Source organism: Coleofasciculus chthonoplastes PCC 7420 (assembly GCF_000155555.1).
GTDB lineage: Bacteria > Cyanobacteriota > Cyanobacteriia > Cyanobacteriales > Coleofasciculaceae > Coleofasciculus > Coleofasciculus chthonoplastes_A.
Genome location: NZ_DS989842.1, coordinates 1 through 25,603, shown reverse-complemented (window position 1 = coordinate 25,603; position 25,603 = coordinate 1). Strand labels below are relative to the sequence as shown.

The following is a 25,603-nucleotide window of genomic DNA, read 5'->3' as shown; positions in this document are numbered from 1 at the left end:
AGTTGAGTTAAATTCAGGAATTTTCTTGCCTCAACTCAATTCAGTCAATTCGGAAAACTTGAGGAAAATTCAGGGAAAAGCCAATCGACACTGGATACAGTCAGAAATTTCCAGTTTAAATTCAGGATAGATAAGATAAAAGCTCGATTTAACCCAATACAGGATCAATCGGGTCAAGCAAATTTAAGTCGCCATAACTACCCTAGAACGAGAAATATTCTCGCTCACTGGTTGAATCAAGTGCAGTTGGAACCCATCAATAAATAGCTGATGGGTAGCCTCTTGGTTTAAGAAGTTGTGTAGATGAAATTACCTAATCCATTACCCCTACGTCGGGGTACGGCAATGCCGTACCCTCTTATCACCTTCGTCGTCTAATACCAAGTTGCGTTTAAATAGTTAAAAATGACCTCTCTCTCTACCCCTCTCCTGCAAGGTGAGGGGAGCCATTTTAACGTCTCTACTCTCCCTGTTTTTTAGCTAAAGTTTACACCAATGTTCTATACACCTTTTCCAAGTTTGCACTCTCATTCCTAGTGCAAAATCTGACTTTTAACGCCATTTAAAAAATCGATATCAAACGGGTTATAACGAGAGTAGCTAACCCGGATTTAGGATCAAGTACTATTGGGATTATTGGAAATTTGATGCTTTATCACAAAGCTGGCGATCGCTGGCGCTGAGACTTTGGCTATTTTTGAGATAATCTGCCGCCCAATTGCAAATTTCTGTGAACAAATCTTTGTCTGTGCCAAGTTTCCAGAGTCTAACTTTGCCGTTTACTCCCTCCCCACCCTCAGTTGCTAAGGTTGCTAAAAATTGTCCATCAGGACTGAAGGCGACATTTGAGATATTATCGAGAGTTTGGAATGGGCTAAGCTTATAATCTTTTTCTGGTATTGAAAACCACTTGGCTAGAGATTTAAATGGGTTGGATGTATTCTCGTCTATTGTCGAGTCATCTGCCGAGATTTTCCAAAGCTTGAGTGTCGTTTTATTAGTGTCGGTTTTCTTGCCAATTGTTGCTAGTAGTGTGCCGTCAGGACTAAATACCACACGATTTATTTGACCTTGCAGCGTTGGTATTTTGTCAAACTGTGTACCTTTGGTATTCCCCAGCCGCAGTGAACCATCCTTGCCAGCCGTTGCCAATAGACTGTTTTTTGCCAATAGACTGTTTTTTGCCAATAGACTGTTTTTTGCCAATAGACTGTTTTGAGAACTGAGAGCGATGCTCGTTACACCACCCTGCTGCGTTGGGAATTCTTCAGGTTCTTCAGGTAAGGAGTTTTTGTTACGCCCTTTATCGTTAGGCTTTTTCGACGAAAAGTTGCCGCCATACACCTTAACTAGACCTTCTTGATCAACACCTGCCAGCGTACCGTCGTTACTCAACGCTACACTATCCAAACGAAGTTGCCTGGGAGAGGTGTTGAATTTAGGTTTTGAGGTATTAATCCAACTGTGCGTTTTTATATTTACTAGCCAAAAACTCTGGCTCTGATTATCTTCTCCAATAGTAACCAATAGATTATGGTGGCTACTGAAGCTCAGGTTAGTAACAACTCCTTGCTCTAATTGGATTTGGTCGAGTGGATTGCCTGAAATATCCAATAGCTCAACCTTACCATCTTTGTGACCGATTACCAGCAAAGTGCCATCAGGACTAAGAGCCACACTACTAGCAACACCTGGTTTGGTTCGGATGGGCTTGGGCTGCTTGTCAGAGGTATCAGAAGTATCCCCTAGGCTAGAGGTATCCCATAAGCTGACTGTACCGTCTTCTGCAACGGTTGCTAATGTAGTACTGTCAGAGTCCAAACTAAAGTTGTCAGAGCCAGAACTGAATGCGATGCTGTGAATACCTTGTTCCTTCGCTTGGAGTTCAATCGGCGGGTTGCCAGCAGTTTTCCATATTCTCAGAGTACCGTCCTCGCCAACGGTGGCAAACTTGTCGTTTGAAATGTATGCTAAGGCATCAATACTTCCTTGTTGCGTTTGCAATAGACGAGTCGGTTTATTCTCCGCTGAACCGTTCCATACCCAAACCGTACCGTCGTTTCCCCCAATTGCCAGCTTCTCGCCCTTGGGGCTAAGTGCCAAACTTTTGATATCGACTGGGAAGTTTTCTCGTAAAGTCTCTGGCTCTTGTTGGTCTTGCAATAATTGAAATAATTGAACTGTGCCGTTTTCTGTAAGTGTAATCACCTGGTCAGCATCGGGAGTGAACACGGCGCTTTTGACTTGCGTGATCTGGGTTTCGATTAATTCGGTTGGTTTATCTTTTAATGTTAACTTGTCTTTTTCTTTTGAAATTTCCCACACCTTGAACGTTCCGTCCGTTCCAAAAGTTCCCAATTGCTTGTAGTTTTGAGGATTGAACACCACGCTCATAACTTCTTCTTGCTGGGTTTCGATTTCATCAAGCTTATTTCCCGCCATATCCCATAGTTTAAGTGTGCCATCTTCGTTGTCTTTTCCACCAGTTACTATAAACCGTTGGTCAGGGTCAGGGTCAGGGCTGAATACTACACTATTAACAGGCTCTTGTCTTGTGCTAATTCGACCTAGGCGTCTACCCGAAGTATTCCACAGTTGCACCACACCATCGTCGTTAGCAGTTGCCAGCTTTGTGCCATCGGGACTGATTGCCACACTCGTGTTGGGGATAATTCTTTCAGGTGGTCGGATAGGTCGAATTTCTTTACCCGAAGGGTCTCGCAGAATAACTGTACCATCGGCTTCCAGAGTTGCCAGTTTGTCGGTGCGTTTGTTGGTGCTTGACCACCCTAGACTGTATATAGTTTCTTGTTTAATTTCTGTTTCTTTGTGCAGTGTTTTGGAGAATGTAGCGTTGTTATCAGTGCCAATTTTCCATAGTTTGACTTTGCCCGCCTCTCCTCCAGTTACTAATTTGCCATCAGAAGTAAACGCCACACTGTAGAGAATGTCTTTACCGACTGTTTTTGTGTCAATTTTACAGGATTCCACTTGTTGTCCAGAATACGATAAATTACACAATCTGAGTTGATTATCTCCTCCGGCTATTGCCAATAGGTTTTTCTGGGAACTAAATGCCAATTTTTCAATATTTTTTTGCTTTGTAGAAATCTCGAGTTCCATCCGGTCGGACGAAATATCCCACACTCTGACTTTGTCGTCTCCTCCAATGGTTGCCAGTTTATATTTACCTTGATCTAAATTTTTATCTTTATTGATGAAGGTGATGCTATGTACAATCTCATGTTTTGTCTCAAACTGTTCATTGCTTTTCCAGGGCTTAACATTATTATCATCATTTTTGTCAATTTCCCACAGTTTGACTGTGCCGTCATCTCCACCAGTTGCAATGAGTTGACTGTCAGGGCTGAATGCCACGCTCCAGACCTCATTTTGCTTTGTTTGGAATTGGTCAAGCTGCTTGCCATTTGATGTGTTCCACAAAATGACTGTGTCGTCTATCCCAATGGTTACTAGTTTTGTGCCATCTGGACTTAATGCCATTTCATAAACACTTCCTCGATTTACCTGAATTCGATTGCGTTCTCTGACTTCATAAAAAACTTTTTGTAAGGTTCTTTGAACTTCTGCCTTCTCTGCATCTGGCTGAGGGAAAATTGACAGGAATTTTAACTTATTAAGATTATCCAGGGTTTTTTGTGCTTGCAAAATATCAATTGTTGCGTGCAAATCATTGTTGGACTTTAATTTTTCTTCTGCGGATTTTCTGAGAGTATCAACATTCCTAATATTAGCTTCTCTATATTGCCAGAAATAAAATACTCCAAGTACCGTAACTCCTAATCCTACCAGTGTCATCCCGACTGATAACAGCAATTGCTCCCGCTTTTTATCGATAATGCTTTGCCGCACAAACTCAGTTTCATTCTTATTTAGCCAGCTATCACGAGCATATAAAAACTGTCTAACCTGCTCTAGTCGTGAGTCTTTATTCCATATTAATTTTCCCAGCTTTTTAGCCTTGTTACCTGCTTTATATACATTGTTTAATGGGCTTAAAGCTGGAATCATCTTCAAAGTTTTTTTTATTAATTTGAAAATAAAGCTAGGAGAAATGAGTGCCAATCCCAGAAAACTTGCCAGAGACAAATAAAGAATAGAAACTGTTACATAAACTAGAAATTCTGCCAATATTAGATCGGAAATTATTAAATCTATAACCAATTCAACAGCAACTAAAATTACAAAAACTATAATTATAATTAAGCCAGTTGCAAATCTTAAGAAAATAAGAGAGTTTTTCTCCAATTCAAACCGAGCTCCGGTTTCAAAAATAATATTAATCGATTCTATTATTAAGTTAATATAATTATTTTTTGTTCGATTTCCTTCTTGTTCTTGCCAATCTTGAACCGCAGCAATGAGGCGGTCTCTTAGAACTAAATCCTCCTCCTGTTCTTCAAGCCAGCCTTGTTCTTGTTCTTGATTTTGACTCTCCTGTTCCTGTGGTTGGACTTCATTCTTTTTACTGAGCTTGTCCCAATATAGGATGAGCGCATCATGAGCCGGTTCTACATAGCATATTTCTACTTTCTTATCACCCTTCTTAGACTCGTAGGAATTGGAAACAATCAAGCGCTCCTGAATAAGTATATCGATGACCTGACACATACGATATGTAGCATTTTTGTACCGGGAACGCCACTCAGGATACTGTAACTCAGATATGGGTACAGGTCGCTTGGCTAATTTTCCTCCTTGAGTTGTGACCATGCGGAGCATAAGCTGTTTCATCATGGCTTGACGTACCTCCCCTGCGGATTCATCCTCAGCAGGAATAGGTTGCAAGCGTCCCAGTTTGGAAGAAACATTCCATATCCAGCTCCATCTGTATGCCCCTGATTTTATTGCCAACAAAAGATAAATTTGCTCAAGTAAGGTGTTCCCATTAGGTTTGCTAAATTTTTCTTTATATTCTTTTTCAGATTCTTGAGTGAATTGTCCTTTATCCTTCTCTTCTATCTTTTGACCAAGTTTCTCGTATACTTCTGTTGCCTTGTTGGTTAAAGCTTTTTCAACACCACCTAATTCTTGATAATGCTCACGGGTGATTGTTACTGGCTCAGTAGGACTTGATGAACCTCCAGCCATCTGATAAAGTTTTTCCAACGTGAAGGAGAGTAATGCCAGTGCTCCCGGCATTCCTCGAACATCGTCAATAATGTTATTAACGAGTTCATCTGACTCAAAGTCCACACCAAAAAGTCTGGCAGGTTTTTCAATTACCTGTCTCAGTTCGTCAATATTCATCTCATCAACGACTAAACGGGCTTTTTGATTCCAGTATTGACTAATATCTGAGTCAGTAGTGTTGCTGGCAGAATCACTAGTCGTTGAAGAACCTCGAAAATAAATTTCAAAATCTGATCGCACCGTTAAGACAACTCTTAAATTTTCAGACTTTTTTAACATCTGTGCTAGTAATTTTAAGAAATACTCTCGTTCTAGTGGTTGACATAGAGTGACTAACTCCTCAAACTGATCGATGACTAGCAACAAATTTTGCTCTGTCGATACTTGTTGGATAAGCTCGTTGACTAATTCCTTAAAACTATCCTCCCTTTCTTTTTTGATATTTTTATCATTATTATTGCGATCTAATTCCAAATTTTTTACAAGATTTTGATTTAACTTGTCATAAAATTTATCTAACTTTTTAGAAATAGCTGAAATATTGGGTTCTTCAAACCCTTGAGGTGCTTGAATTGTTTCGATTAATGCCTTAAAAGGAAATTCACTAGGACGAATTGGCTCACAAATCTTCCATGATTTTTTGTTGTTAGATGCATCAGATTGTGTTAGTACATTTTCTTTATCTATCTTGGCAATCAGCCCCGCTTTGACTAAACTTGACTTACCAGAACCAGACGCACCAATCACAACAGTTAGCTTTTGATTGTTTTCATAGACACGCTTGAATAAGTCCTTGACAAGTTTATTCCTGCCCCTAAATTTGAAAGCGTCTTCTTTTTCATACGCAAAAAGACCTTGATATGGAGTTGTATCTTTAATTTTTTCTAGGTTGTTTGGCTCAAAATCAGGCATCAGAAAAAAATATTGCCCGGATTGTTTTTTGCCAGTAAATGTCAGGTTAAATTTTTGAGGAGATTGATATTCATTTACGAATTTATCATTTTTAAGATAAGTAAAAATTTCGTTATCTGTGATGATATCATCTTTATTTGAATCCGATTTTTCCGCAGTATTATAATCCAGGGCTTTGAATAAAGCTTGTGCAAAATAGGAGTGAGTTTGACTAGAACTTCTGGAGTCAAGAGCTTCCTCATAACCCGATGAAGTAATCGCTGTCCAGGCACGTTGTTTAAACATGAGCTGGTATTGTCGCTCATAATTTATCTCTGTGTCATTTTCAAAACTAGCTGTCCTGTATGCACTTACATCTTCCAGACCTGTATTATTTATTGCTTGACCGGCAAAGCAGCAGTCCAGAATAAGGAGTAAATGACGACAATTTAGAGGTTGAAGAGCATTAAACAAATCTTTCAGAGGTAATTTTTTTCCATCTTGGCATTGCAAATATTGGTTGTTAAGAAATTTTTCTTTTTCTCCTTCACCACGGACTTTTTGGCTATCTTCGAGACTAGAAGCAAGACCATGACCGGAAAAATAAATCAAAAGGCGATTATTTTCCTTGAGTTCGACTGTTTCGTTAGGGAAATGAATCTTTCCTTCTTTCAAAGCTTCCAGTAAATTAGTCAGCTTACTGTGTGTCGCCTGTTCATCTGTAAGTAATAAAACGTTATACTGCTCATCCTTTTTCCGTTCTTCAGAGCCAAGAATTTGAGCCAGTTTTTCTGCATCATTTTTTGCGGCTCTCAATGGTTTTTCAGTATAATTATTTATACCAATAATAATTGCATGGTTTTTTTTGAAATCATGGCGTTTATTCATGGTTTATTTCCTCGAAATTGATTAAAGTAAACAGCTATTATTCATTAACTGGTTTGTATTCAATTGTAGATTGCTTTCTTTAAAGCCGCTCAGTACCAGGGGTTGTCCTAACTATTTAGAAGGCAACACACTGGTAATGGTGACTGATGTGGTATACCAGTCGTCGTATGTTTCTTCCTCCTCAAATCCAGCAGTCCGAGACTGGACGCGATCCATCAAGCGATTGAGTGTACTTTGTTTGAAAGAGCATTTAGTTAACACACGAGGCACATCTAGAGCATGTTGAGTACTCAATCGTGCATCAAATTCCGCTGTACTCACAATCAGCTTGAACACATCCTTAGTTTCAGTAATTCCTTGCTCCTGTAAGACTCGATCAACTGTGAATTTGATATACTTTCCATTCCCTACCAAGGCAGTTTGTCCGGGTTCAAGACGTACATAACCTGCTTCAAAAAATGGAGCTGCGACAGCAAATCGATCGGTGAGATCCAGCACTGTACAATAGAGACTTTTTTGGCTTTTGTTCGTGAGTTTTAGCTGGCATTTGGGAGGCTTCAAGTCCCCCTGTTTATACTGATATTGCCGACGGATCTCCTTCTCTTTCGGAGAGCCATTCTCACCCTCAAATAAAAGCTCCATCTCAATATCATCCGGTTGAATCCGGCTTGCAGGAGGGCTGGAGAGGTCACGAATTGTCATCCAGCGAGCAATGTGTTCTAGACGCTCGATCGCACGTTTGGCATTATCTGGCGTGAAACCTTGAATGGGAGCCACCAAAGAGCGATCATCGTCTTTCAATCGAATCCAATACTCTTGATTACGACACTGCAACCACAACTGGGCATCATCACGGTTTGTAACTTGGCGAATATATACAGAAGGGCTGTTTCCCATCGTCGCCAACTGGATTGCCTCAGAAGCCAATGTTACACCTGCCGCATCACCTTCAATGTAAACGCCGTGTGCTGGTAAAGGCAGGCTAATCACTATCGCCTTATACACACTTTCCGTTGAGAGGTTAGTATCACTGCTGATTTCCAACTTACTTTTTTGAGGCAATACCTCCGTCACTTTGGCTTCGCCAATAGACTTATCCGGATCTTGAAAATCTCGCACATTGCAGTCGAACTCAAACAGAGCTAGTACAGTCGTTTCCTCTCCCGCAGGAGGTTGAACACCATGCACTCCTCCTCCATCGATTACCCAGCCTGATTTCTCGTCATGGCGAACCGTGAAGTAAGATACCCGTTCAGCGATCGCGCCATCCAGAAACAAGAGATTATCCTGATCCGGAGGTGTAATTTCGAGTTGAGGAAATTGAGTTCTTGACCGCTTTTCCAGCTCTCTGGAAACCGCGTTTGTAGTTTTCTGCCATAGTTCTCGATACGTCAGTTTGCCCGGTTGCTCCAAGCTCTCTAACAAGCAGTAGGAAAAGATCCCGCGTTTCTTGCCGTTGATTTCCACTTCCTTGGCTGTGTCACGATCTTCACAAGCTGCCATGAGAATGTGTCGTCCCATAAAATCCCAGCCTGTAGAACTGCGCTTTGAGCGATGGGAGGTACATAACTCTGCCAACTCATCCACACCAACGAGATAGGTTTCACGGGGTCGAGAACGCTGATCGGCAGGAGCAGAACGTTCTACGACATCTGGAGACGGATCTTTCGTACCCGAACCCGAATGGCAGCAATCGAGGATAACGCAAATGTGAGGATCTTTGACGGCAACTTCCCGAATCAATTTGTTAAGCTCTTTGTCTGCCAGATGCCAATGACCGGGAAGACCGCTATCGTAACAATACAAGGTTTCATTTTTTTTATCTGGCTCAAAACGCAAAAACTCTTCAGGTATATTCTCTTCTTGGGAACCATGTCCACTGTAGTAGAAGAGAACGACATCGTTGCTGTTTGCTTGAGATAGATGCTTTTGGAAACCTTTAATAATAGCCTCACGAGTTGCATCTTTGTTTAAGAGCGTTTGGATACAAAGCTGGTAGTTATCACTAGCAAACCGTTGTTCTAAATAGTCCTTGACAGCTTTAATATCGTTCACACAACCTTTCAGACAATCACCAGGCTTTGGATATTCATCAATACCAACAAGTAGTGCATAGAGATTGCGGAGCATCTTATATTCCTCCTGTTTATATAATCCCTTGATTACCAGTTGCCTTAAACGCTATCTCGATCAAGGGCAAGCTCACTAGCCTTCAATTAATAGTATGTATCTTCAGGTCAGCCAGAAGTTGAGTAAAATTGAGGACTTCTCTCGCTTAATGTCCATTCAGTAAATTCGGAAAAATTGAGAAAAATTCAGGGGAAGCGAATTGACATAGAGCAACTTCAAACTGCCATAGCCACTCTGGAACGGGGAAAATCCTCGCTCACGGCTTGACACAAATACTGGTGGAAGCCATCAATAAATGGCTGATGGGTAGCCTCTTGGTTTAAGAGGTTGTATAGATGAAGTTAGTATCCATCTTGAGCCACCCGCGCCTTCAAATACTGTTCTACGACTTCAATGTCCTGCTTATAGCTACATAAGCGTAACTTGGGGTCAGGATACTGATTAATCCCAACGAGCGGTGCATAGAGAGTCTGATTCATGGTATGTCGAGATGATTAAATGACGTGGATATTCAGAGGTCTTACCCTAGCCGTCTCTGCTTTTTCGGTTCAAATTCCTCCATGGAGTGTCAGAGTTATGAAAAGCATACCCACTGTGATTTGTTGTTATACCTATTGGTCTTACTAATGAAACCCTTAGTAAGGTTTATCGTTCACACTCTATAGACGATCTAGCCATCAACTTGGTCGGGAACATAATACTCAGTGTGATGTTCTTTTGTCCAAAAGGTATAATAGAATACAGATTGTATTAATCGGTGATTAGGACTAGCTAAATTTGGATTTAAAACTCAATAGGTGCATTTAACTCGAAAGTTTAATCAGAACTCTGTGATATGAATCACTCTCACCATAGATTATTCTATTAGTGTTCAATAGAGAAAAATCAATGCTAGCGGCTGAAATCAATCCAGAACCTTGGTTTAGCTAGATCAGGGTAGATACTATTGTGTCCCTACCCAATCCATTATCCCTACGTAGGGGTACGGCATTGCCGTACCATCTTATCACTTTCGTCTTAAAAATGACCTCTCCCCCAACCCCTCTCCTGCCAGGAGAGGGGAGCCATTTTAACGTCTCTACTCTCCCTGCTTTTTAGGTGAATTTTACACCAATGTTCTGTATGCCTGTTCCAAGTTCGCACCCTCGTTCCCAGTGAAAAGTCAGACTTTTCACGCCATCTAAAAAAATCGATATCACACCTAACCCCCTAGCCCCCTTTCCACCCCTATCGTCCCCCTTTAGATCCCCCTCCCGTCACCCTTAAAAAGGGGGAGACCAGCGGATGCTTCGCTTTTGTTGCACGGAAGTTGGAGAATTCAAAGCCTCTCTCCTTGCAGGAGAGAGGTTTGGAGAGAGGTTTTCTAGATCTCGTGAAAAGTTAGGTTAGCCTGTTGGGTTTCCCTATCGCTCAACCCAACCTACAACGGTGACAGACTCCCTTACGATTCGAGTAATTTTCTAATCAGTATCAGGAAGAATAAAGTAACTAACCCAATCGCGATACCAAAAATAATACTCCATAAAATTGACCCGACAAACGGATGTATCGGTAACAAAGCATCGGGATGCCATTGAATGGGAGTCTCTTGCAGGAGAGGATAACTGGAACCAAAGATACCGCTAGCACCAATTACTGTACCCACAAAAAAGATAATATCTTCTAGCCGTCTTTCCCGTTTCTTTTCCCTTGCTTCCTGCTGTTTGGCTTGTTCCTGCGCTTGACGTTCTTGTTCTCTTTGGGCGGCTTCTTGTCGGGCTAAGGCTTCTTGCAATTGGCGACTTTGCCGATTTTCAGTAGCTTGCCACCGTCTGTCACTTTCGATTTGTTCAATCTCTACCATGCCTCGGATAGTGGCAATCATTTGTTGGAATAAATCCTGACTGGCAAATAGGTAATTTAAGTCGGCTTGAATTTGCTGCTGATGGTCATGTTCTGCTAAGTTGAGAAATTTGTATAAAAAGTCCAGGTTATCATCGGCTAACGTTAGTTTTTGAATCTCCTCTAGGATTTCTCTATAGTTGTTAGTATTAACAGTTAAAGTATTGCTATTTTCCTTCAATAAACTTAAGCACTTAGTGTAATCAAAAACTTTGGTGCGGATGCGAGCTAGTAATTGTTTGAGTTGGGTGAGGCGACTCTCTGCATCTGGCTCCTGTTCTATTTTGGTGAATTGAGGAATTTCTTTTTCGATATTGCTGGTCAGGCGTTGTCCTTCCCGATACAATTCTCTGGATTTTGCAAATGCAAAGCGTATCTTAGCATGAGAAAACAGTAAGTTGATCAGGTAATAGTTAAAGTTTGATGGAGGTAAATTTAAGGTATTGGGATCACCTTTCAACCAGACTAGGATGTGACACTGTTGAGCCGGATTTAGATTTCGATGATCATACTCAAAAATTGGACTGCCCAAAAGCTGCCCTTCAGCGATTAACTTGGGTACTGGTTGAGGAGTATTGTGCCATAACGCTTGAATACAGCCATCAGCAAGGCGGCGGTAATTATCAAAAGAGATGGGTTCGGCATAGAGTAATAAGGTTTGTCCGAGAGAGGGTTTAATGTTATCGGGGAGTAAACAACCATTGGGATTAAAGTGTTGGAGTTGAGTGATGGGGATTGTTTGGGTTGGAACAGACAAGGTTAAGTCAGCCGTGTAGGTATCATGAAGGCGTAAAGGATAAATTGAACCGTTGAGTTGTAAGTCATCCGGTTGGGAATTCGGCTGGAATCTTAGGGTTTTTTGAGATGAGGCGATGAGTTCTTGGTAATCTGACTGTTTATCTTCACCACTGGGATAATACTGTCCGTTTTGGTAGCAAATGAGGTGATTGCGTAGGGATTGAAGTTCGGGAATGTTGAAAGTTTTGCCAATATCATCGGCTAGGATTTCCCACAAGTCTTGAGCATTTTTGGCTACGGCTTGGAAGCCTTCGTCAAAGTCATCGCGGAGATGGAAGGGATAGAGGGTTATGCTGGGATTCCTGATTTTATAGTCTTTTGTCATAGTTGGTTGATAATATCGTTTTGTTAATGCATAGGGGCGCAAGCCTTGCGCCCCTACAGTTTCTGGGTAAGCTGTTCAGCTTTTTAATGTCAATAATGGTGAAATCTTTGTAGTGAGAGTATCTTGCTCGCTACTAATACCTAACTTAAATGCGCCTTAGCTTATTCTTCTATTTCTCAGTTTGATTCATGGATGAGGCGGGAGGCGAACCCAATCTGATCCGGTTTTTTTCCAATCGTTGGTTAAACTCAGCCGCAATGTCTGCATCGGGTTGGCTATCTGTACCCCCTGCACCCATTTGACTCAGTTTGTTTGCCATATTTGCTTGAATCGTCGGGCGACTTTCGCACCATTGCTCAATGCGCTGGGCAATGTCTTGGGGTGTATCTGTTGATTGGGCAATCAGTTGCTCTAGGGATGGCAAATGCTTAGAAAATAGGTTGGACGTTTCTAATAAATTAAAGAAAGCGTCTCGAATTTCTTGGGGTGTGGATTCTGAAGGAAATACCATGGTTCGTCTCCTTGGTTCCGGTATTGGTGTACCTAAAGATAACGGTGCAGTTTCGCCAATTAGGGTAAAGGCTGCCCAATCAGCGGGACAAGAAAAGTATTCTTTTGCTTTGAGTATAGCCTGACGTAATGCTGTGGCTTTATCATCACCTTGGGCTAAATTTTGATAAAATTCTATCATTACTCTTTTGGCAGAATAGGCGCCCATGTCCCACAAGGAAACAATTAGACTGGGAACCCCTGCCAGGATAAAGCAACGGGACAATCCGATGATGCCATCACCCGTAATTTCACCTTTTCCGGTACTACAAGCACTAAGGACAACAAATTCCGCATTCAGGGTTAAGGAAAGAATTTCTGCTGCATTCAGGGCACCATTATCGGTGTTGTCGGGGGCAAGAATAATTGTACCGGGAATCCCAGATTCGTGGAAATCTTCCAGTAATCCATGAGCGGAGATATGGATGAGGGAAGCCGTTTTCATCTGGTTGAGGATTCGGGCTTTTGTTGCCATTTCACCCGTAATGGCTTGGGTTTGCAGTAGGGTGGCGATCGCTTCTGCTGCCTCTTTAGCAGCGGGAATTGGTTTAAGATTATAAGGGGGCTGGGTGAATTGGGCGTCAATGGTGGGTTCTCCGACAACCAGGGCGGATTGGTTGACGCGGCTGAGAGATTGTTGGCGCTGATGAGTGAGTTCTAAGATTTCGATGGAAGGAGCGGTGAGAAGGGTATGGTGTTCGATAAAGTAGCGATTCTTGGCATCTTGCAGCGCTGAGAATGGGACTAAAAATAAGCCGTAATTGGGGATAATAATTAGAGGCGTATGGGGGTCTGGAGGAAGTAAGTCAGCAATGGGGGAAATGAGGATTTGATAGAGCAATTGGAGTAAGGGATAACGTCCGTAGGCATCGATGATTTCGTTGGATTCGCATTGAATTTTTTTGCCATTTTTATCTCGTTCATCAACCCCAATAGAAACTCGTGCTTTGAGAATGATGTCGTCTAAATCGGTGAGGGTTTTATTTTGTGCCTGTAAGGGTGTCAGGTTAGCGCGTCGAAATGTGATGTTGCCCGTGGGTGAGATCACCCAACAATAGATATCATCTTCAACAATTGAATATTCAACAATAGTGGCATTTTGTTCTTGAGCAATTTGAACAGCCCGCTTTGATGTTGCTGCGCTTCCCTGATTGGCTATCTCCATTACTTCATCTGGTTTTGAGGATCGTTCTCGCAATAACTCAGCAAAAATGCGAGTCCGCCCCTGTTCGGCTATCTCTAAGGCAATCTCATAGTTTTCTTGTACCACTAAAACCTGTTGCAGCAGGCGATAGGTTGTTTTGTGAGTTTCAAACAGGGAGACTTGATGATCACTATTCACTAAACTCGAACGCAAAGTTTCACAAATTTCCAGCGCCGCACGAAGTTTTTCTTCAGCATCTACCAATTGATTGGTTTTCAGGAAAACTTTACCGAGATCGTTGAGAGAAAGCCATTCTCCCAAGCGATCGCCGATTTCCCGTGCAATCGCTAGAGACTGCTGCTGGTAATCGATTGCCCTTGAGTAATCTCCCAGGGAAAAATAAGCACTGCCTAAATTATGCAAGGAAATCCCTTCCCCACGGCGATCGTTAATTTCAATTTCCTGTTTTATCCTCAGAGACTGCTGATGATAATCGATTGCCTTGTGGTAGTCTCCCAGAAATTTGTAAGCACTGCCCAAATTCCCCAAGTAACATCCTTCCCCACTGCGATCGCCAATTTCCCTTGCAATCCCCAGAGACTGCTGATAGTATTCGATTGCCTTGTGGTAGTCTTTCTGCGAATAGTAAACATTGCCCAAATTATTTAGGGAAATCCCGACTGCCAAGCGATCGCCGATTGCCCGTCTAATCGCCAGAGACTGCTGATGACACTCGATTGCCTTTGCGTAGTTTCCCAGAGACTGGTAAGTATTACCCAAATTATTCAGAGCATCACTTTTTCCCTGGCGTGAATCAAAGCTATCCCCAAGGGAATCGCTAATTTCCTGGAAAATCTCCAGCGACTGCTGATGGTAATCAATCGCTTTTTGGTATTCATCCAGGCAATAGTAAGCCTTACCCAAGCCATTCAAGGCATTCCCTGCCATAATGCGTGAAGCCAAGCTATCCCCAAGGGAATCGCCAATTTCCTGGGCAATCCTCAGAGATTGCTGATGGGAATCAATTGCCTTTTGGTAATCTCCCAGGGAATCATAAGCCTTGCCCAAACCAATCAAGGCATCCCCTTCTATAACGCGATCGCTAATTTCCTGTGCAATTCTCAAAGATTGCTGATGGGAATCGATTACCTTTTGGTATTCACTCAGACAATGGTAAGCCTTGCCCAAATGATTCAAGGTATTCCCTTCCCCTTGGCGTGCTGCGAGACGATCCTCAAGGGAATCACCGATTTCCCGATAGAGAGTTAAGGCTTGTTGCCAATAGCGCAAAGCCGCTCGAAATTGGCTCTGCTTATAGTGTTCAAGTCCTAGGTTTAAGAGTTCATCTGCTTCTGATTGTGCCATAAGCCCTCAGTCACTTCCCCATCCTAGTCTTCAACTCATCACGCTTGGTTGATTTTGCTGTCTCTAGTTAGGGTGCATGCCAACACAAGTAGGTTGGCTTGAGGAACGTAGGCGAAGCCTTCTCGGAGAGTAACCCAACGCCAGCAGGTTAGCGTGAACATGTTGTGCTTTCCCTGACATGCTCCCTCTAGTTATCATTAATTCTAACGGGATTGTATCTGTGTGCAATCAAGCGGATTCAATAGGAGTCAATTTTTCCTAGCATTCCCGTTAGTCGTCTTTAGACGACTTGGGCTTTTAGCCAAGAATTTGAATTCTTGGCAAATACCAGGGTTTACTGACAAAAATAGCGGCAGTTTTTGTGTCTGATTAAAATCGCAATCCTACGCCACCCTGCACCGAAACCGCTGTTCCGCCTCCTTTACGATAGGCATCAAAGGCAATAATCGCATTCCCAAAAAGCACTGTACTACCCCCAGGAACAACATAATCAATCCCCGGCTGCAAAGCGAAGCTGGTTTTATCTCCCACTGGCGAGGGCGTATCACCACTAGCAAACGCCGCACCCGCCCCCAGATAAACATCCGTTTGCCAATTCAGGGGAAAATCATAAGAAATAGTTGGCACCACCGCCGTACCTGCACCAATCAGGGCTTGCGCTCGCAGAGAGACAGGAAGTTCTAAGAGTTTGTACCGTACCGCCAAAACTCCCCCAAATTGCCGCCCTTCACCGCGATCATCTTCTTCAATACCGAATGTACCACCAACTCCCACATAACTGCCGTAAGCGGCTTGAGCTGATGCTGATGTGGGCGTAAAAGCAACACTCGTAAGTACCGCTGTGGCAAGGGTGACGCTGATGCCAATAAAATGTCGCATATTCGGACTCCTCAGTACTGATGTCGCTGATTTTAGCTTGTGACTTACCTGACTTTCCATGGGGTGTCTTGAAACGCGAGCAGATTAAGGAGAGTAAGGAATCTGATTCAAGCGTTTGAATCAATCAAAACCCCACTAGGAGCATATCAGAGAAAGTCGGGGCGGCTTTAATTCATTGGGGTGAGAGAAAAAACGAGAGTCATAAAACCCGCTCCTATATCAGGGATATGGGAGAATGAAAAAATCCGAGAAGAGATTATTTTGCAGAGGATGAGTTAACATCAATGGTTATCCAAAATTTTGACTTTTTGAACTTAAGTAGGAACGGAGACCATAAACTCCCGCCACGCCTAAAAGCTCGCCTGTTGTGTGCCGCGTTGTGGTCAGCATGGGCAAGGTAGCCACAATGAACACACCTAAACCTGTCACCTTTTCGGTTTCGTCTATCCCATCTGTTGCAGTTCGAGCAGAACTGCGAGGTCTTGAAGGGGTCTTTCACCACAAGCTGAATCCCCTCCTCCTCACACTTCCTTTCCAAAAACTGCACCAAAGTACGATAAAGCCAATGAGACAGCCGCCTGTTAAACAGGCGAGAGAACGTCCCTCGTTTTCCCTGTTTAACCTTCTTCAAATCCTCAATACTGAGAATCTTTATAGAAGACCAATCAACTTTCTTCAGAACCTGACCCAACATCGATTTAATTTCGGCGTGGGTATGCTTTTGGCGCTTTTGAAACCCCTGAATTCGTTGATAAATATCTTCTCCAACTACCTGGGGGGTAAGGGTCTTTGTACACCTGAGGGAGAGATTGTTCAAGGGTTCACCCCCCCAAGAGCCGCTTCGGTTATTTTATGTCATCTTAGCTCGACCCAATATAAAATAATAGCAAATAAAGTCAAAATATTGGAGAATTATTTACAATGCCTGATATTGTCGATATTGCCGTTAGTGCGGATTCATTCCAAACCCTGGTAGCTGCTGTACAAGCGGCTGGTTTAGTGGACACTCTTAAAAGTCCTGGTCCTTTTACAGTTTTTGCACCCAATGATGCCGCTTTTGCTAAGTTGCCACCAGGAACCATACAAACGTTGCTCCAGAATATTCCCCAGCTTACGCGAATTCTGACATATCATGTCGTTTCCGGGAAATTGACTCAAGCTGATTTAGCCAAGGTCGATTCGGTAACCTCTGTTGAGGGTTCGTCTATCCGAATTGACTGTTCTGATGGTTTTGAAGTCAAAAATGCCACAGTTGTTGCCCCTGACATCGAAGCAGATAATGGTATTATCCATGTTATTGACACGGTAATTCTCATGGGATAAAGTCACCATCACAAGGAGGATCAGACCCCATTGAGTAAAGGGCGACCCGACCCGATTGAGTGGGCGGGTGTGGTTAATTGATGTAAGCGGGTCGCCCCTACAGGTTGTTACATTGATGTCCTATCGAATCAGGTTGATTGCACACAAAAGCAATCACGTCATAATGAGCATTCCAGCCATGTTTCCTGAGGTTGTTTAACCCGATTTGATGTCAGATTTAAATTTCAGGTGGGCAGTATTCAATTGACTATGTTAACCTGTTGATTTTGATGCTAGTTTAGAGTATTGAGCGCCTGTAAATCCGGCAATGTCAGAAGATATTGAGAAAAATTCTATTTTGGCAGCAGCCTGTTGAACTATACCAGAATTTTGTGGACTAGACGACCCCCACGTTTCATTGGCGAAATGAAAATAAAAGTTAACGGTCATCCGGATTGTGCCGTTTCCCTAATGAAGACAAAAGGAAAGCCAAACTTGTAAGGTTGAAGCAGTCATGACAATGAAGAACGGTCAATGCCACTCCTGTGGATCTTATCAGATCAGAAGTAACAAAAACCGAAAATTTCCCGCACTGAATACGATGACGCTAGGACTAGGAAACTCCAGCGCTCGTTATGCTTCACTGGATACGTATGTTTGTGTCAATTGTGGCTATGTTGAAAGCTATGTGGCATCAGCCGATGATCTAAACTACATTCAAGAGAACTGGGCAAACGTTGAAGCGCCGTGTGAGAATGGAAAGCGATCGCCCAAAAAAGTTGAATCACTTCCGTCTAGAGCGCACGAGGAGTTCAAGCGCCGAGCCATGCATGGTTAATCCTGTAGATGGCATAATTTGAGGATATCATTCTTGCCAATACCCTAGATGCTTGCGAGCCGCGTCTGTAGCAACCCGCCCGCGAGGGGTTCGATGTAAGTAGCCAATCTGTAACAAATACGGTTCATACACTTCCTCAATGGTTTGAGCGTCTTCTCCGGTGGCGGCGGCTACGGCTTCTAAACCCACAGGTCCCCCTTGGAATTGTTCAATCATCACACTTAACACCAGCCGATCCGTCCAATCCAAACCCGCCGGATCAACATTAAAGACTTCCAAGGCTTCGGCGGCGACGTCTGGGTTAATCACACCCATCTTTTTCACCTGAGCATAATCCCGCACTCGCCTCAGTAAACGATTGGCGATGCGGGGAGTTCCCCGCGAACGACGGGCAATTTCTATCGCTCCCTCTTCGCTCATCGGCGTTTGTAATAATTGGGCGGTGCGTTGCACAATTAGACTCAATTCCTCGGGTTCGTAGAATCGTAGGCGCTGGATCAACCCGAAGCGATCGCGTAAGGGGGAGGTGAGTGATCCCACCCGTGTCGTCGCCCCAACCAAGGTAAATTGGGGTAAAGGAATACTCCGAGTTCGCGCTGATTGCCCTTTGCCAATCGTAATATCTAACCGATAATCCTCCATCGCCGGATACAATAGTTCCTCACTCATGCGTGTGAGGCGATGAATCTCATCGATAAACAAAATATCCCCCGGTTTCAGATTCACTAAAATCCCCACAATATCCCGAGGACGTTCCAACGCTGGCGCCGCTGTAATTTTACAATTCGTCCCCATCTCCGTCGCCAAAATTAGCGACATCGTGGTTTTCCCCAATCCCGGTGGTCCATACAAGAGCAAATGATCTAAAGCCTCATTTCGCGCCTTCGCCGCCGCGATCGCAATTTCTAAGACATCTTTGAGTTCTTTTTGCCCAATATAGTCGGCTAACCGATGGGGACGAATCCCTTCCTCTTGGTTCTCTGTTTCATCGGCTGTCGCCGTCGCCAGTAACAAATCTGTTTCCAGATCCTGCTGACGTTTCTTACGGCGACCCTTTTTTTTCTGACGGGATTGGGGTTGTGGGTCGGGTTCTTGAGATTGTCTAAAGGAGGTTATAGCCATGATTTCAGCCTATCATTTCATCGGCGACCAAGACACTCAGGCGCAAAAGGTTTAGATTAGTTAAGGAACTCAGTATTATCGCATCACACAGCGTAAGACATCTGACATGCTAGCTAAACGAATCTTACCGTGCCTGGATGTAAAGGCGGGGCGGGTGGTCAAGGGTATCAACTTTGTAAATTTGCAAGATGCGGGTGATCCCGTGGAATTGGCACAAGCTTACAATCAAGCCGGTGCCGATGAACTGGTGTTTTTGGATATCACTGCCACTCATGAAGACCGGGATATTATTATCGATGTTGTCTACCGTACCGCAGAACAGGTGTTTATTCCCTTAACCGTTGGCGGCGGTATCCAATCCTTAGAGACTGTTAAGTTATTGTTAAGGGCGGGTGCCGATAAAGTCAGTATTAATTCGGCGGCTGTCCGTAATCCAGATTTTATCAATCAAGCTAGCGATCGCTTTGGCAATCAATGTATTGTGGTGGCGATAGATGCCCGTCGCCGTGTTGATCCCAGCCATCCGGGTTGGGATGTTTTCGTGCGCGGCGGACGAGAAAATACGGGACTGGATGCGATCGCCTGGGCAAAAGAAGTCGAACGACGCGGTGCGGGAGAATTACTGGTGACCAGTATGGATGCGGATGGAACTCAAGCTGGGTATGACTTAGAGCTAACCCGCACCATTGCCGACCAGGTGGAAATTCCGGTGATTGCCTCAGGGGGTGCGGGAACCTGTGATCACATTTATCAAGCCCTGAGTGAGGGGAAAGCCGAAGCCGCCCTATTAGCCTCTCTACTGCATTACGGGCAACTTAGCGTATCGGAAATTAAGCACTATTTGCAGGATCATCAGGTTCCCGTCCGGATGTGATGAGGGTTCTCAAATCCTTGCCGATCTGCCGTAAACTTTTGTGACTAATATCACACAATTGGATCGTTTGCAGCTACATAGACCACTGCTAGAATAGACTAGATGTTACATTTCTTAAATTATGTTGATTGCTATTTTAATATTCGATATTGCTCTAGTTGCTTGGTCACTGCACTTAATGCAACAGGCGTTTGACACACGAGAGTTTTCCTTTATGCTGGCTGGCACTTTAGTGGCGATGTCGGCGGCTGCCATGTTAGTCGTGTATTTCTTGATGGACAGCTATTTGGGCTACTTGAGTCGGATTGCGGCGGTTTCGGGTTCGTTTTAGTCAGGCTTAGGGTTTCATAATTCAATGATCTCTGACGAGGCAATAATTTAATCAGACTTGACGAAAGGACAGAATCAAGGCATGATGGAAGATGCTGCACGGGGCTATAGCTCAGCTGGTAGAGCACCTCAATGGCATTGAGGGGGTCAGCGGTTCGAGTCCGCTTAGCTCCATTAACACAGAATTAAGAGTTGCTGAATAACTCTTATGGTGATAACTCTTAGGGTGATAACTCTTAGGGTGAGGTTAGGAAATTGTTCACAGGGAAGAGGGAAAAGTTTTCATAATTTCAAAAACGGCATTCATTTTTATCGTATCAAGGCTTATTTTGGGTATTTTATAAACCTTTAATTGTTCTGGAAACCTTTATTTTTCAGGGTTTTGCGAGTTTTCCAGCCCGCTCAATAGGGGGTGTTGGTGACGCGATCGCCGGACGACTCATCATGAGTGAGTACAATTGATGTGATCATTGAAAGTCAACCCAACAGCTATGAATGCGACTGAACAAGCTCCTCTAGACGAACAAACCTTGAGCCGATGCTGTTTGGCACCACTATTTGCTGACATCATGTGTAAGGGTCAGATTAGTTTGTCTGACTGGCGTGAATTGATGACAGCGCCTTGGGACAATTCTTTCACAAGTAATGATGAAGCTATCTTAATGCGGCTGATCTATGGGGTGCATCGTGGACTCGTGAAAGTTGTTGATTGATGAACCCCGAAGTATGACGAATGACGTAGCTTGCTTCTCAAGGGAGCGAGTATGACGATCTCCACCTTTAACTTTAATTGTGTCCACCTATCATAAATTTCGTTTGGCTTCCTGAGCCACTTGCTCAACCGAGTCATTGGCTAACGCTTCTAAGGCGGCTCGAGCCTCTGAAGTATCGAAGGGTTTGAGCGCCTGGGCGACTCGGTAACGCACTTGCCAGTCAGAGTCGGTGGCAAAGGGAACTAATAATGGCACAGCACGGGGATCACCCAGTTCTCCTAATGAACTAATCGCGGCGGTTTGAATCAAGCTGGTTTCGGAGGAAAGTGCTTCTTCTAAGAGGGGAAACGCACGCGGATCAGCGAGTTCGCCTAATGCCGCAACAATACTAAACTGTAATAACCATTCCGATGATTGGTGGTATAACTGTTTCATCTCCTCAAACGCCTCCGTCATCTTCAGGGCACCCAAAGCGTCAGCAGCGGCGGCTTGGACATCGGGTTCTGAGTCGTTCAAGAGGCGATCGCGCAATAGGGTTAAGGTGAGTGATAAATCCTGATCCCCAAGGGTATCAAGCTGGCTAACAGCGGCGTACCGAACCCGAGCATTGCCGTCAGTCACAATCGGCTGGATTAATTCATAAGCTATCGATGGTTCTAGCTGGCGTAGTAGATTTACCCCACTCAGGCGGTTGCCAAAGTCCTCGGAACTCAGCAACTGTTGAACAGACTCACGAGAAACAGTCATTTGTAACGTATTAAGTAATAAGTAATCGGACAAAATTAAAATTGACGGTGGGTTGATTAGATTATGACTCGTCCAGTTCAGCAATCATTGCCCGCACAATATCTCCCGCCGTGAGGACACCAATCACTTTCCCCTGGTTGTCAGTCACCGCTAGACGGCGCAGGGATTTGTCCTGCATCAGTTTCGCGGCTTTGCGTAAGGGTTGATCGGGCTTGACAACTACGGGTGCGTGGGTCATAACTTCGCCAACGGTTTGCCCTAGAGCTTTGTGTAGTTCTTCTTCGTAGCGGGCTGGGTTTTCTAGATAAATTACACTATCTAGAAATACGATGTAAACTGGGGGTTCGACTCCTGTCTGTTGCCACAACAAATCTGTTTCTGAAATAATGCCCACCAATTTGCCGACATCATTGACCACCAGCAAACCACTGATCCGTCGTTCGGCAAGAATTTTCATCGCCTCTCTGATGGGCGTTTGGGGGGAAACCGTGATCGGGTCACGGCTCATGACTTCGGCAACGGTTTTGGGCATACTCAGGCTTGGTGTCTTCAAAGGAATTACTCATCTTATTGTAGGGGTTTCGGGAATGATGGGGATTAATTTCTCTGGAATGGGGAACTCTTAACAGGGAACAGGGAACGGGACAAGGGATTGAGGGTTTTTACAATTTTTAATTCCGCCCGACAGAATTTCTATTCAGGGACTTAGGGATAGGGATGAAATTTCACTTGCATACGGCTTGGGTTACCATTGCGGCGACGAATATCGAGCCACTGGTTGAATTTTATAGTCAATTACTCGCTAAATCTCCCCATTGCCATAGTCCCAATACCTATGCTGAGTTTCAGCTACCTGGATTGCGACTCGGATTATTTAAGCCCAGAGATAATCATCGACAGGAATTTGAGCAGTCTGAGCAAAGTGGGTTGAGTTTGTGTTTAGACGTTGATGACTTAGACGCCGCGATCGCACAGTTGAGTAACATGGGATATCCGCCACCGGGCGAAATCATCGTCGCGTCCCATGGGCGGGAAATCTACGCTTACGACCCCAATGGCAATCGTTTAATTTTACACCAGCCGTCGCCTTAACTGATTGCTACGTCATAAGCAACATTGGCAAAGGCATAGACGCTATAGAGAAGCAAAACCGTAATCGCGACAACCATAGCTACACGCGGACGCGGTGACGGGACAAATGCTTCCCTAACCCACATGGATGCGGCTGCACCAATCGCAAAGCTAGAACTGAGGACAAGGTATTGCCAGTCCGGTTGAAAGACCCAATTTAACCCCAAAGCCAGGGTTAACAATACCATCAAATGTTCGATCGACTCCGGTGGATTTTGTTGGGTGGAAAGCACCAGCGTGCGCCAACAGAATTGTAAATGTCTCGTGAAAAAACTCATCGTATTTCGCGTGAGACTCCACCCTCAGCGAAGCAGGGTGGAGAGGGATAGAGGTCAAATCGACCCTTTCAATAAGGGGAGATTTGACAATCCAGTTGAAGGCACGACATTTCGACTTCGCTTGGCGGCGAACGATTAACCCCGTGCTTCGCTGCAACAATTGGACTTTGGATGCAGTGAACTGTCCCAACCGTTTCCAGTTGGCGTCACTGACCGAAACTTGTCTCTCGGTGTCTCCAGAACACCAACCGACGTAAGTCTTCCCAGCTTTTTCGGCTATCACTTTGTCACCTTTGCTAAACCCATGGCGGGTAACTGTGCCGCCATACTTGCGCCGCTTACCTCCTTTAGAAGGGACACATAAATGTAACTGTCTACGGCTAATTGGCGGTCTACGGATTACCGCAAATGGTGCAGGTGTGATTTGAACATAACCACTCCAGTCGCCATGTTTGGCATTATCAGAGTGCCATTCCTGCCATCGGGTAAACTCAAACGCGGCTAAGGTTACACCGTCAACAGCGTGAGTTGCTGGAGTTTGATTAGCTTTGTTCTTTTTGTCCTTAGCTAATCCTAGCCATTGTCTAAGCTGACTGGTTCCGTTACCATCCCGTTGCCACCCCTTGTGGGTAACAACAGGAGCTAACTTAGATAGCCAGTTGAGCATCTGTCGTTGTCCTACCATAACTGGAGAGAATCCAATACCAGACCGAGCCGATTTACGACCACTGGTTTTATCTACGTCAGCCATGACCAACTCATAATGAATGGCACTAATCGGGAACAGCTTAAACAGTTCTTTGACTACCCGTAACTCTAGCTGCTTATTGGCTCGAATTGACGGTGGGAGTTTGCCTTGCCTGCGATTATCAAACCGAGCTTGACGATGACAGCGTTTAGAGTAAGGCAGCTTCCGGTTAATCCGTCTCCCCCGTCTGGCTCGACGCATGACCCGCCGTAATTCCATCCGTTCCTTAACCGTCTTGAACGGTAGAACCAGATGTCCCATCCAAAGGGTAAAGAGACTCGATTGAACCCCAATCCCCGAATAGCATTTACCAGGGTCTATACCCATGGCTATGGGTTGAGTATTCTCTTGGGTTTCAAAGGTCAATTGAATGGCAAAACATTCTAAGTCGTTATGTACTACTTTAGCTTTACCATCCCTCAACCAACGCCTAGCGCGGCTGGGTTTTGTAGGCATTAACGGTTTACCTGATTTCGATAAAACTGGTACTCGTAACATGGTGATAAACCTCCGAGTAAAAGTGTGTAGTCCCTTCCCGCCATCTCAGCTAAGATGTCTTGGCTTAACAACAACCCGACAAAAGGTTTTAGAGGTAATCCGGACTAGGGAAATATCCGGATGTCTGTACCAAGCTGAGACTCTACGCGGTATTCAACGTTTAATGACGTTTGTCCGTCAATCCCTGACTTCAAGCGATAGCTAAGTCAGGGTTGTTGAATAGCTAGAACTATTGATTAAGAGAAGGAATTGGGCTACTGTTGGTAAGGAAGATGATTGTACTCTTGCAAATAAGCCAGTGCCTCATCCGTGTTGACCTGAGGAAATTCCTCATAGAAACGGCTGACACTGAGAAAATTATCCGGTGTTTCCAGGATAACCAAGCGATCGCAAAAATGACCGAGATATTTGATTAGTCCGGCTGGGGCGACGGGTGTACAAATCCAGATCTGGTGAGGATGATGCTCTTTCAACGCTTGAGTTGCCGCGATTATGGTCATCCCTGTAGCAATCCCATCATCAACCAAAAGGGCTAATTTTCCTTGGGGGTTAACCTGAGGACAACCTGGGGTAAATTCAGCCAGTTGAGCTTGAGCTTTATCTTGAGCCTGACGCAGGGCGGTTTCTCGCAGATTCGCCTTCAGTCGCCTCCATAGCCGTTGTTGCGCCCACAACACTTGTCCGTCTGAGGTGACAGCACCAATGGCTAATTCCGGATTTTGGGGAGTGGTAATTTTTTTAGCCACCACGATATCCAGAGGACAATTTAACTGACGAGCAATTGGTACGGCGACAGGAATACCGCCACGGGGAAGTGCATACACCATTGGTGGTACAGTCTCACCCGTCGTCATTTCCAGTTCAGCAATCTGGGTAAGCAGCGCTTGAGCGAGTTCCTCACCGGCATGAGTGCGATCGCTAAATAGTGGAGCCGATGACATAGGTTCCTCCAGCTTTTAACAGACCTGCCCTAATCATGCCTGATTTTTATCATGCTTTTAGATCAATCAAGCATGAT

General features: G+C 44.2%; 18 protein-coding genes and 1 tRNA gene. 7 read left to right on the top strand and 12 right to left on the bottom strand.

The window, feature by feature from the left end; genetic code table 11:
* Positions 1–633 precede the first annotated feature (633 nt).
* From MC7420_RS02315 to MC7420_RS43995, 7 genes are all read right to left on the bottom strand, one after another.
* The gene (locus tag MC7420_RS02315; protein ID WP_006098754.1) at positions 634–6,933 is read right to left on the bottom strand and encodes an nSTAND1 domain-containing NTPase; all 6,300 of its coding nucleotides are present in this window, start codon (positions 6,931–6,933) and stop codon (positions 634–636) included.
* Positions 6,934–7,044: 111 nt separating this feature from the next.
* On the bottom strand, positions 7,045–9,063 hold the full coding sequence (locus tag MC7420_RS02310) for a caspase family protein (protein ID WP_006098338.1): 2,019 nt from the start codon (positions 9,061–9,063) through the stop codon (positions 7,045–7,047).
* 341 nt (positions 9,064–9,404) lie between these two features.
* The gene (locus MC7420_RS38985; RefSeq protein ID WP_006098325.1) at positions 9,405–9,542 is read right to left on the bottom strand and encodes a hypothetical protein; all 138 of its coding nucleotides are present in this window, start codon (positions 9,540–9,542) and stop codon (positions 9,405–9,407) included.
* A 962-nt stretch (positions 9,543–10,504) separates the two neighbouring features.
* Positions 10,505–12,067, bottom strand: a complete 1,563-nt coding sequence (locus MC7420_RS02305) for a hypothetical protein (protein ID WP_044204594.1) — start codon at positions 12,065–12,067, stop codon at positions 10,505–10,507.
* Between the two features lie 169 nt (positions 12,068–12,236).
* Positions 12,237–15,125 carry a CHAT domain-containing tetratricopeptide repeat protein gene (locus MC7420_RS02300; protein WP_006098705.1) on the bottom strand — a complete coding sequence of 963 codons (2,889 nt, stop codon included), beginning with the start codon at positions 15,123–15,125 and terminating at the stop codon, positions 12,237–12,239.
* Positions 15,126–15,494: 369 nt separating this feature from the next.
* Positions 15,495–16,004, bottom strand: a complete 510-nt coding sequence (locus MC7420_RS02295; RefSeq protein ID WP_006098662.1) for a hypothetical protein — start codon at positions 16,002–16,004, stop codon at positions 15,495–15,497.
* A gap of 256 nt (positions 16,005–16,260) precedes the next feature.
* On the bottom strand, positions 16,261–16,698 hold the full coding sequence (locus tag MC7420_RS43995; RefSeq protein ID WP_390434817.1) for a zinc ribbon domain-containing protein: 438 nt from the start codon (positions 16,696–16,698) through the stop codon (positions 16,261–16,263).
* 227 nt (positions 16,699–16,925) lie between these two features.
* Between MC7420_RS43995 and MC7420_RS02285 the strand changes: the two genes are divergently transcribed.
* On the top strand, positions 16,926–17,327 hold the full coding sequence (locus MC7420_RS02285; protein ID WP_006098369.1) for a fasciclin domain-containing protein: 402 nt from the start codon (positions 16,926–16,928) through the stop codon (positions 17,325–17,327).
* Between the two features lie 493 nt (positions 17,328–17,820).
* On the top strand, positions 17,821–18,144 hold the full coding sequence (locus tag MC7420_RS02280) for a hypothetical protein (RefSeq protein WP_044204590.1): 324 nt from the start codon (positions 17,821–17,823) through the stop codon (positions 18,142–18,144).
* Between the two features lie 27 nt (positions 18,145–18,171).
* Here MC7420_RS02280 and ruvB read toward each other — a convergent pair whose 3' ends face one another.
* Positions 18,172–19,266, bottom strand: a complete 1,095-nt coding sequence (gene ruvB, locus MC7420_RS02275) for a Holliday junction branch migration DNA helicase RuvB (protein WP_006098442.1) — start codon at positions 19,264–19,266, stop codon at positions 18,172–18,174.
* 106 nt (positions 19,267–19,372) lie between these two features.
* Between ruvB and hisF the strand changes: the two genes are divergently transcribed.
* The 4 genes from hisF (at position 19,373) to MC7420_RS02255 (ending at position 21,183) form a co-directional block, all read left to right on the top strand.
* A complete protein-coding gene (hisF, locus tag MC7420_RS02270) occupies positions 19,373–20,140 on the top strand; it encodes an imidazole glycerol phosphate synthase subunit HisF (protein ID WP_006098339.1) in 768 nt (255 codons plus the stop codon).
* A gap of 121 nt (positions 20,141–20,261) precedes the next feature.
* Positions 20,262–20,471, top strand: a complete 210-nt coding sequence (locus tag MC7420_RS02265; RefSeq protein WP_006098571.1) for a hypothetical protein — start codon at positions 20,262–20,264, stop codon at positions 20,469–20,471.
* 100 nt (positions 20,472–20,571) lie between these two features.
* Positions 20,572–20,644: transfer RNA gene (locus MC7420_RS02260), tRNA-Ala, on the top strand.
* A gap of 317 nt (positions 20,645–20,961) precedes the next feature.
* The gene (locus MC7420_RS02255) at positions 20,962–21,183 is read left to right on the top strand and encodes a hypothetical protein (protein WP_006098710.1); all 222 of its coding nucleotides are present in this window, start codon (positions 20,962–20,964) and stop codon (positions 21,181–21,183) included.
* Positions 21,184–21,273: 90 nt separating this feature from the next.
* On the opposite strand, the gene nblB is transcribed toward MC7420_RS02255, so the two are convergent.
* Together nblB and MC7420_RS02245 are read right to left on the bottom strand one after the other, a co-directional pair.
* A complete protein-coding gene (nblB, locus tag MC7420_RS02250; protein ID WP_044204816.1) occupies positions 21,274–21,930 on the bottom strand; it encodes a phycobilisome degradation protein NblB in 657 nt (218 codons plus the stop codon).
* A 61-nt stretch (positions 21,931–21,991) separates the two neighbouring features.
* A complete protein-coding gene (locus tag MC7420_RS02245; RefSeq protein WP_006098567.1) occupies positions 21,992–22,462 on the bottom strand; it encodes a CBS domain-containing protein in 471 nt (156 codons plus the stop codon).
* Positions 22,463–22,647: 185 nt separating this feature from the next.
* On the opposite strand from MC7420_RS02245, the gene MC7420_RS02240 reads away from it, so the two are divergent.
* Entirely contained in the window at positions 22,648–23,022 is a 375-nt protein-coding gene (locus MC7420_RS02240; protein WP_044204583.1) for a VOC family protein, read from the top strand.
* 150 nt (positions 23,023–23,172) lie between these two features.
* On the opposite strand, the gene MC7420_RS02235 is transcribed toward MC7420_RS02240, so the two are convergent.
* Together MC7420_RS02235 and MC7420_RS02230 are read right to left on the bottom strand one after the other, a co-directional pair.
* A complete protein-coding gene (locus MC7420_RS02235; protein WP_006098515.1) occupies positions 23,173–24,585 on the bottom strand; it encodes an RRXRR domain-containing protein in 1,413 nt (470 codons plus the stop codon).
* A 254-nt stretch (positions 24,586–24,839) separates the two neighbouring features.
* The gene (locus MC7420_RS02230) at positions 24,840–25,526 is read right to left on the bottom strand and encodes a phosphoribosyltransferase (protein ID WP_006098565.1); all 687 of its coding nucleotides are present in this window, start codon (positions 25,524–25,526) and stop codon (positions 24,840–24,842) included.
* Between the last annotated feature and the right edge of the window lie 77 nt (positions 25,527–25,603).

Coding starts and splice junctions, on each gene's coding strand:
- MC7420_RS02315 (WP_006098754.1), bottom strand. CDS start 6,933: ATGAATAAACGCCATGATTTCAAAAAAAACCATGCAATTATTATTGGT.
- MC7420_RS02310 (WP_006098338.1), bottom strand. CDS start 9,063: ATGCTCCGCAATCTCTATGCACTACTTGTTGGTATTGATGAATATCCA.
- MC7420_RS38985 (WP_006098325.1), bottom strand. CDS start 9,542: ATGAATCAGACTCTCTATGCACCGCTCGTTGGGATTAATCAGTATCCT.
- MC7420_RS02305 (WP_044204594.1), bottom strand. CDS start 12,067: ATGACAAAAGACTATAAAATCAGGAATCCCAGCATAACCCTCTATCCC.
- MC7420_RS02300 (WP_006098705.1), bottom strand. CDS start 15,125: ATGGCACAATCAGAAGCAGATGAACTCTTAAACCTAGGACTTGAACAC.
- MC7420_RS02295 (WP_006098662.1), bottom strand. CDS start 16,004: ATGCGACATTTTATTGGCATCAGCGTCACCCTTGCCACAGCGGTACTT.
- MC7420_RS43995 (WP_390434817.1), bottom strand. CDS start 16,698: ATGTTGGGTCAGGTTCTGAAGAAAGTTGATTGGTCTTCTATAAAGATT.
- MC7420_RS02285 (WP_006098369.1), top strand. CDS start 16,926: ATGCCTGATATTGTCGATATTGCCGTTAGTGCGGATTCATTCCAAACC.
- MC7420_RS02280 (WP_044204590.1), top strand. CDS start 17,821: ATGACAATGAAGAACGGTCAATGCCACTCCTGTGGATCTTATCAGATC.
- ruvB (WP_006098442.1), bottom strand. CDS start 19,266: ATGGCTATAACCTCCTTTAGACAATCTCAAGAACCCGACCCACAACCC.
- hisF (WP_006098339.1), top strand. CDS start 19,373: ATGCTAGCTAAACGAATCTTACCGTGCCTGGATGTAAAGGCGGGGCGG.
- MC7420_RS02265 (WP_006098571.1), top strand. CDS start 20,262: ATGTTGATTGCTATTTTAATATTCGATATTGCTCTAGTTGCTTGGTCA.
- MC7420_RS02255 (WP_006098710.1), top strand. CDS start 20,962: ATGAATGCGACTGAACAAGCTCCTCTAGACGAACAAACCTTGAGCCGA.
- nblB (WP_044204816.1), bottom strand. CDS start 21,930: ATGACTGTTTCTCGTGAGTCTGTTCAACAGTTGCTGAGTTCCGAGGAC.
- MC7420_RS02245 (WP_006098567.1), bottom strand. CDS start 22,462: ATGCCCAAAACCGTTGCCGAAGTCATGAGCCGTGACCCGATCACGGTT.
- MC7420_RS02240 (WP_044204583.1), top strand. CDS start 22,648: ATGAAATTTCACTTGCATACGGCTTGGGTTACCATTGCGGCGACGAAT.
- MC7420_RS02235 (WP_006098515.1), bottom strand. CDS start 24,585: ATGTTACGAGTACCAGTTTTATCGAAATCAGGTAAACCGTTAATGCCT.
- MC7420_RS02230 (WP_006098565.1), bottom strand. CDS start 25,526: ATGTCATCGGCTCCACTATTTAGCGATCGCACTCATGCCGGTGAGGAA.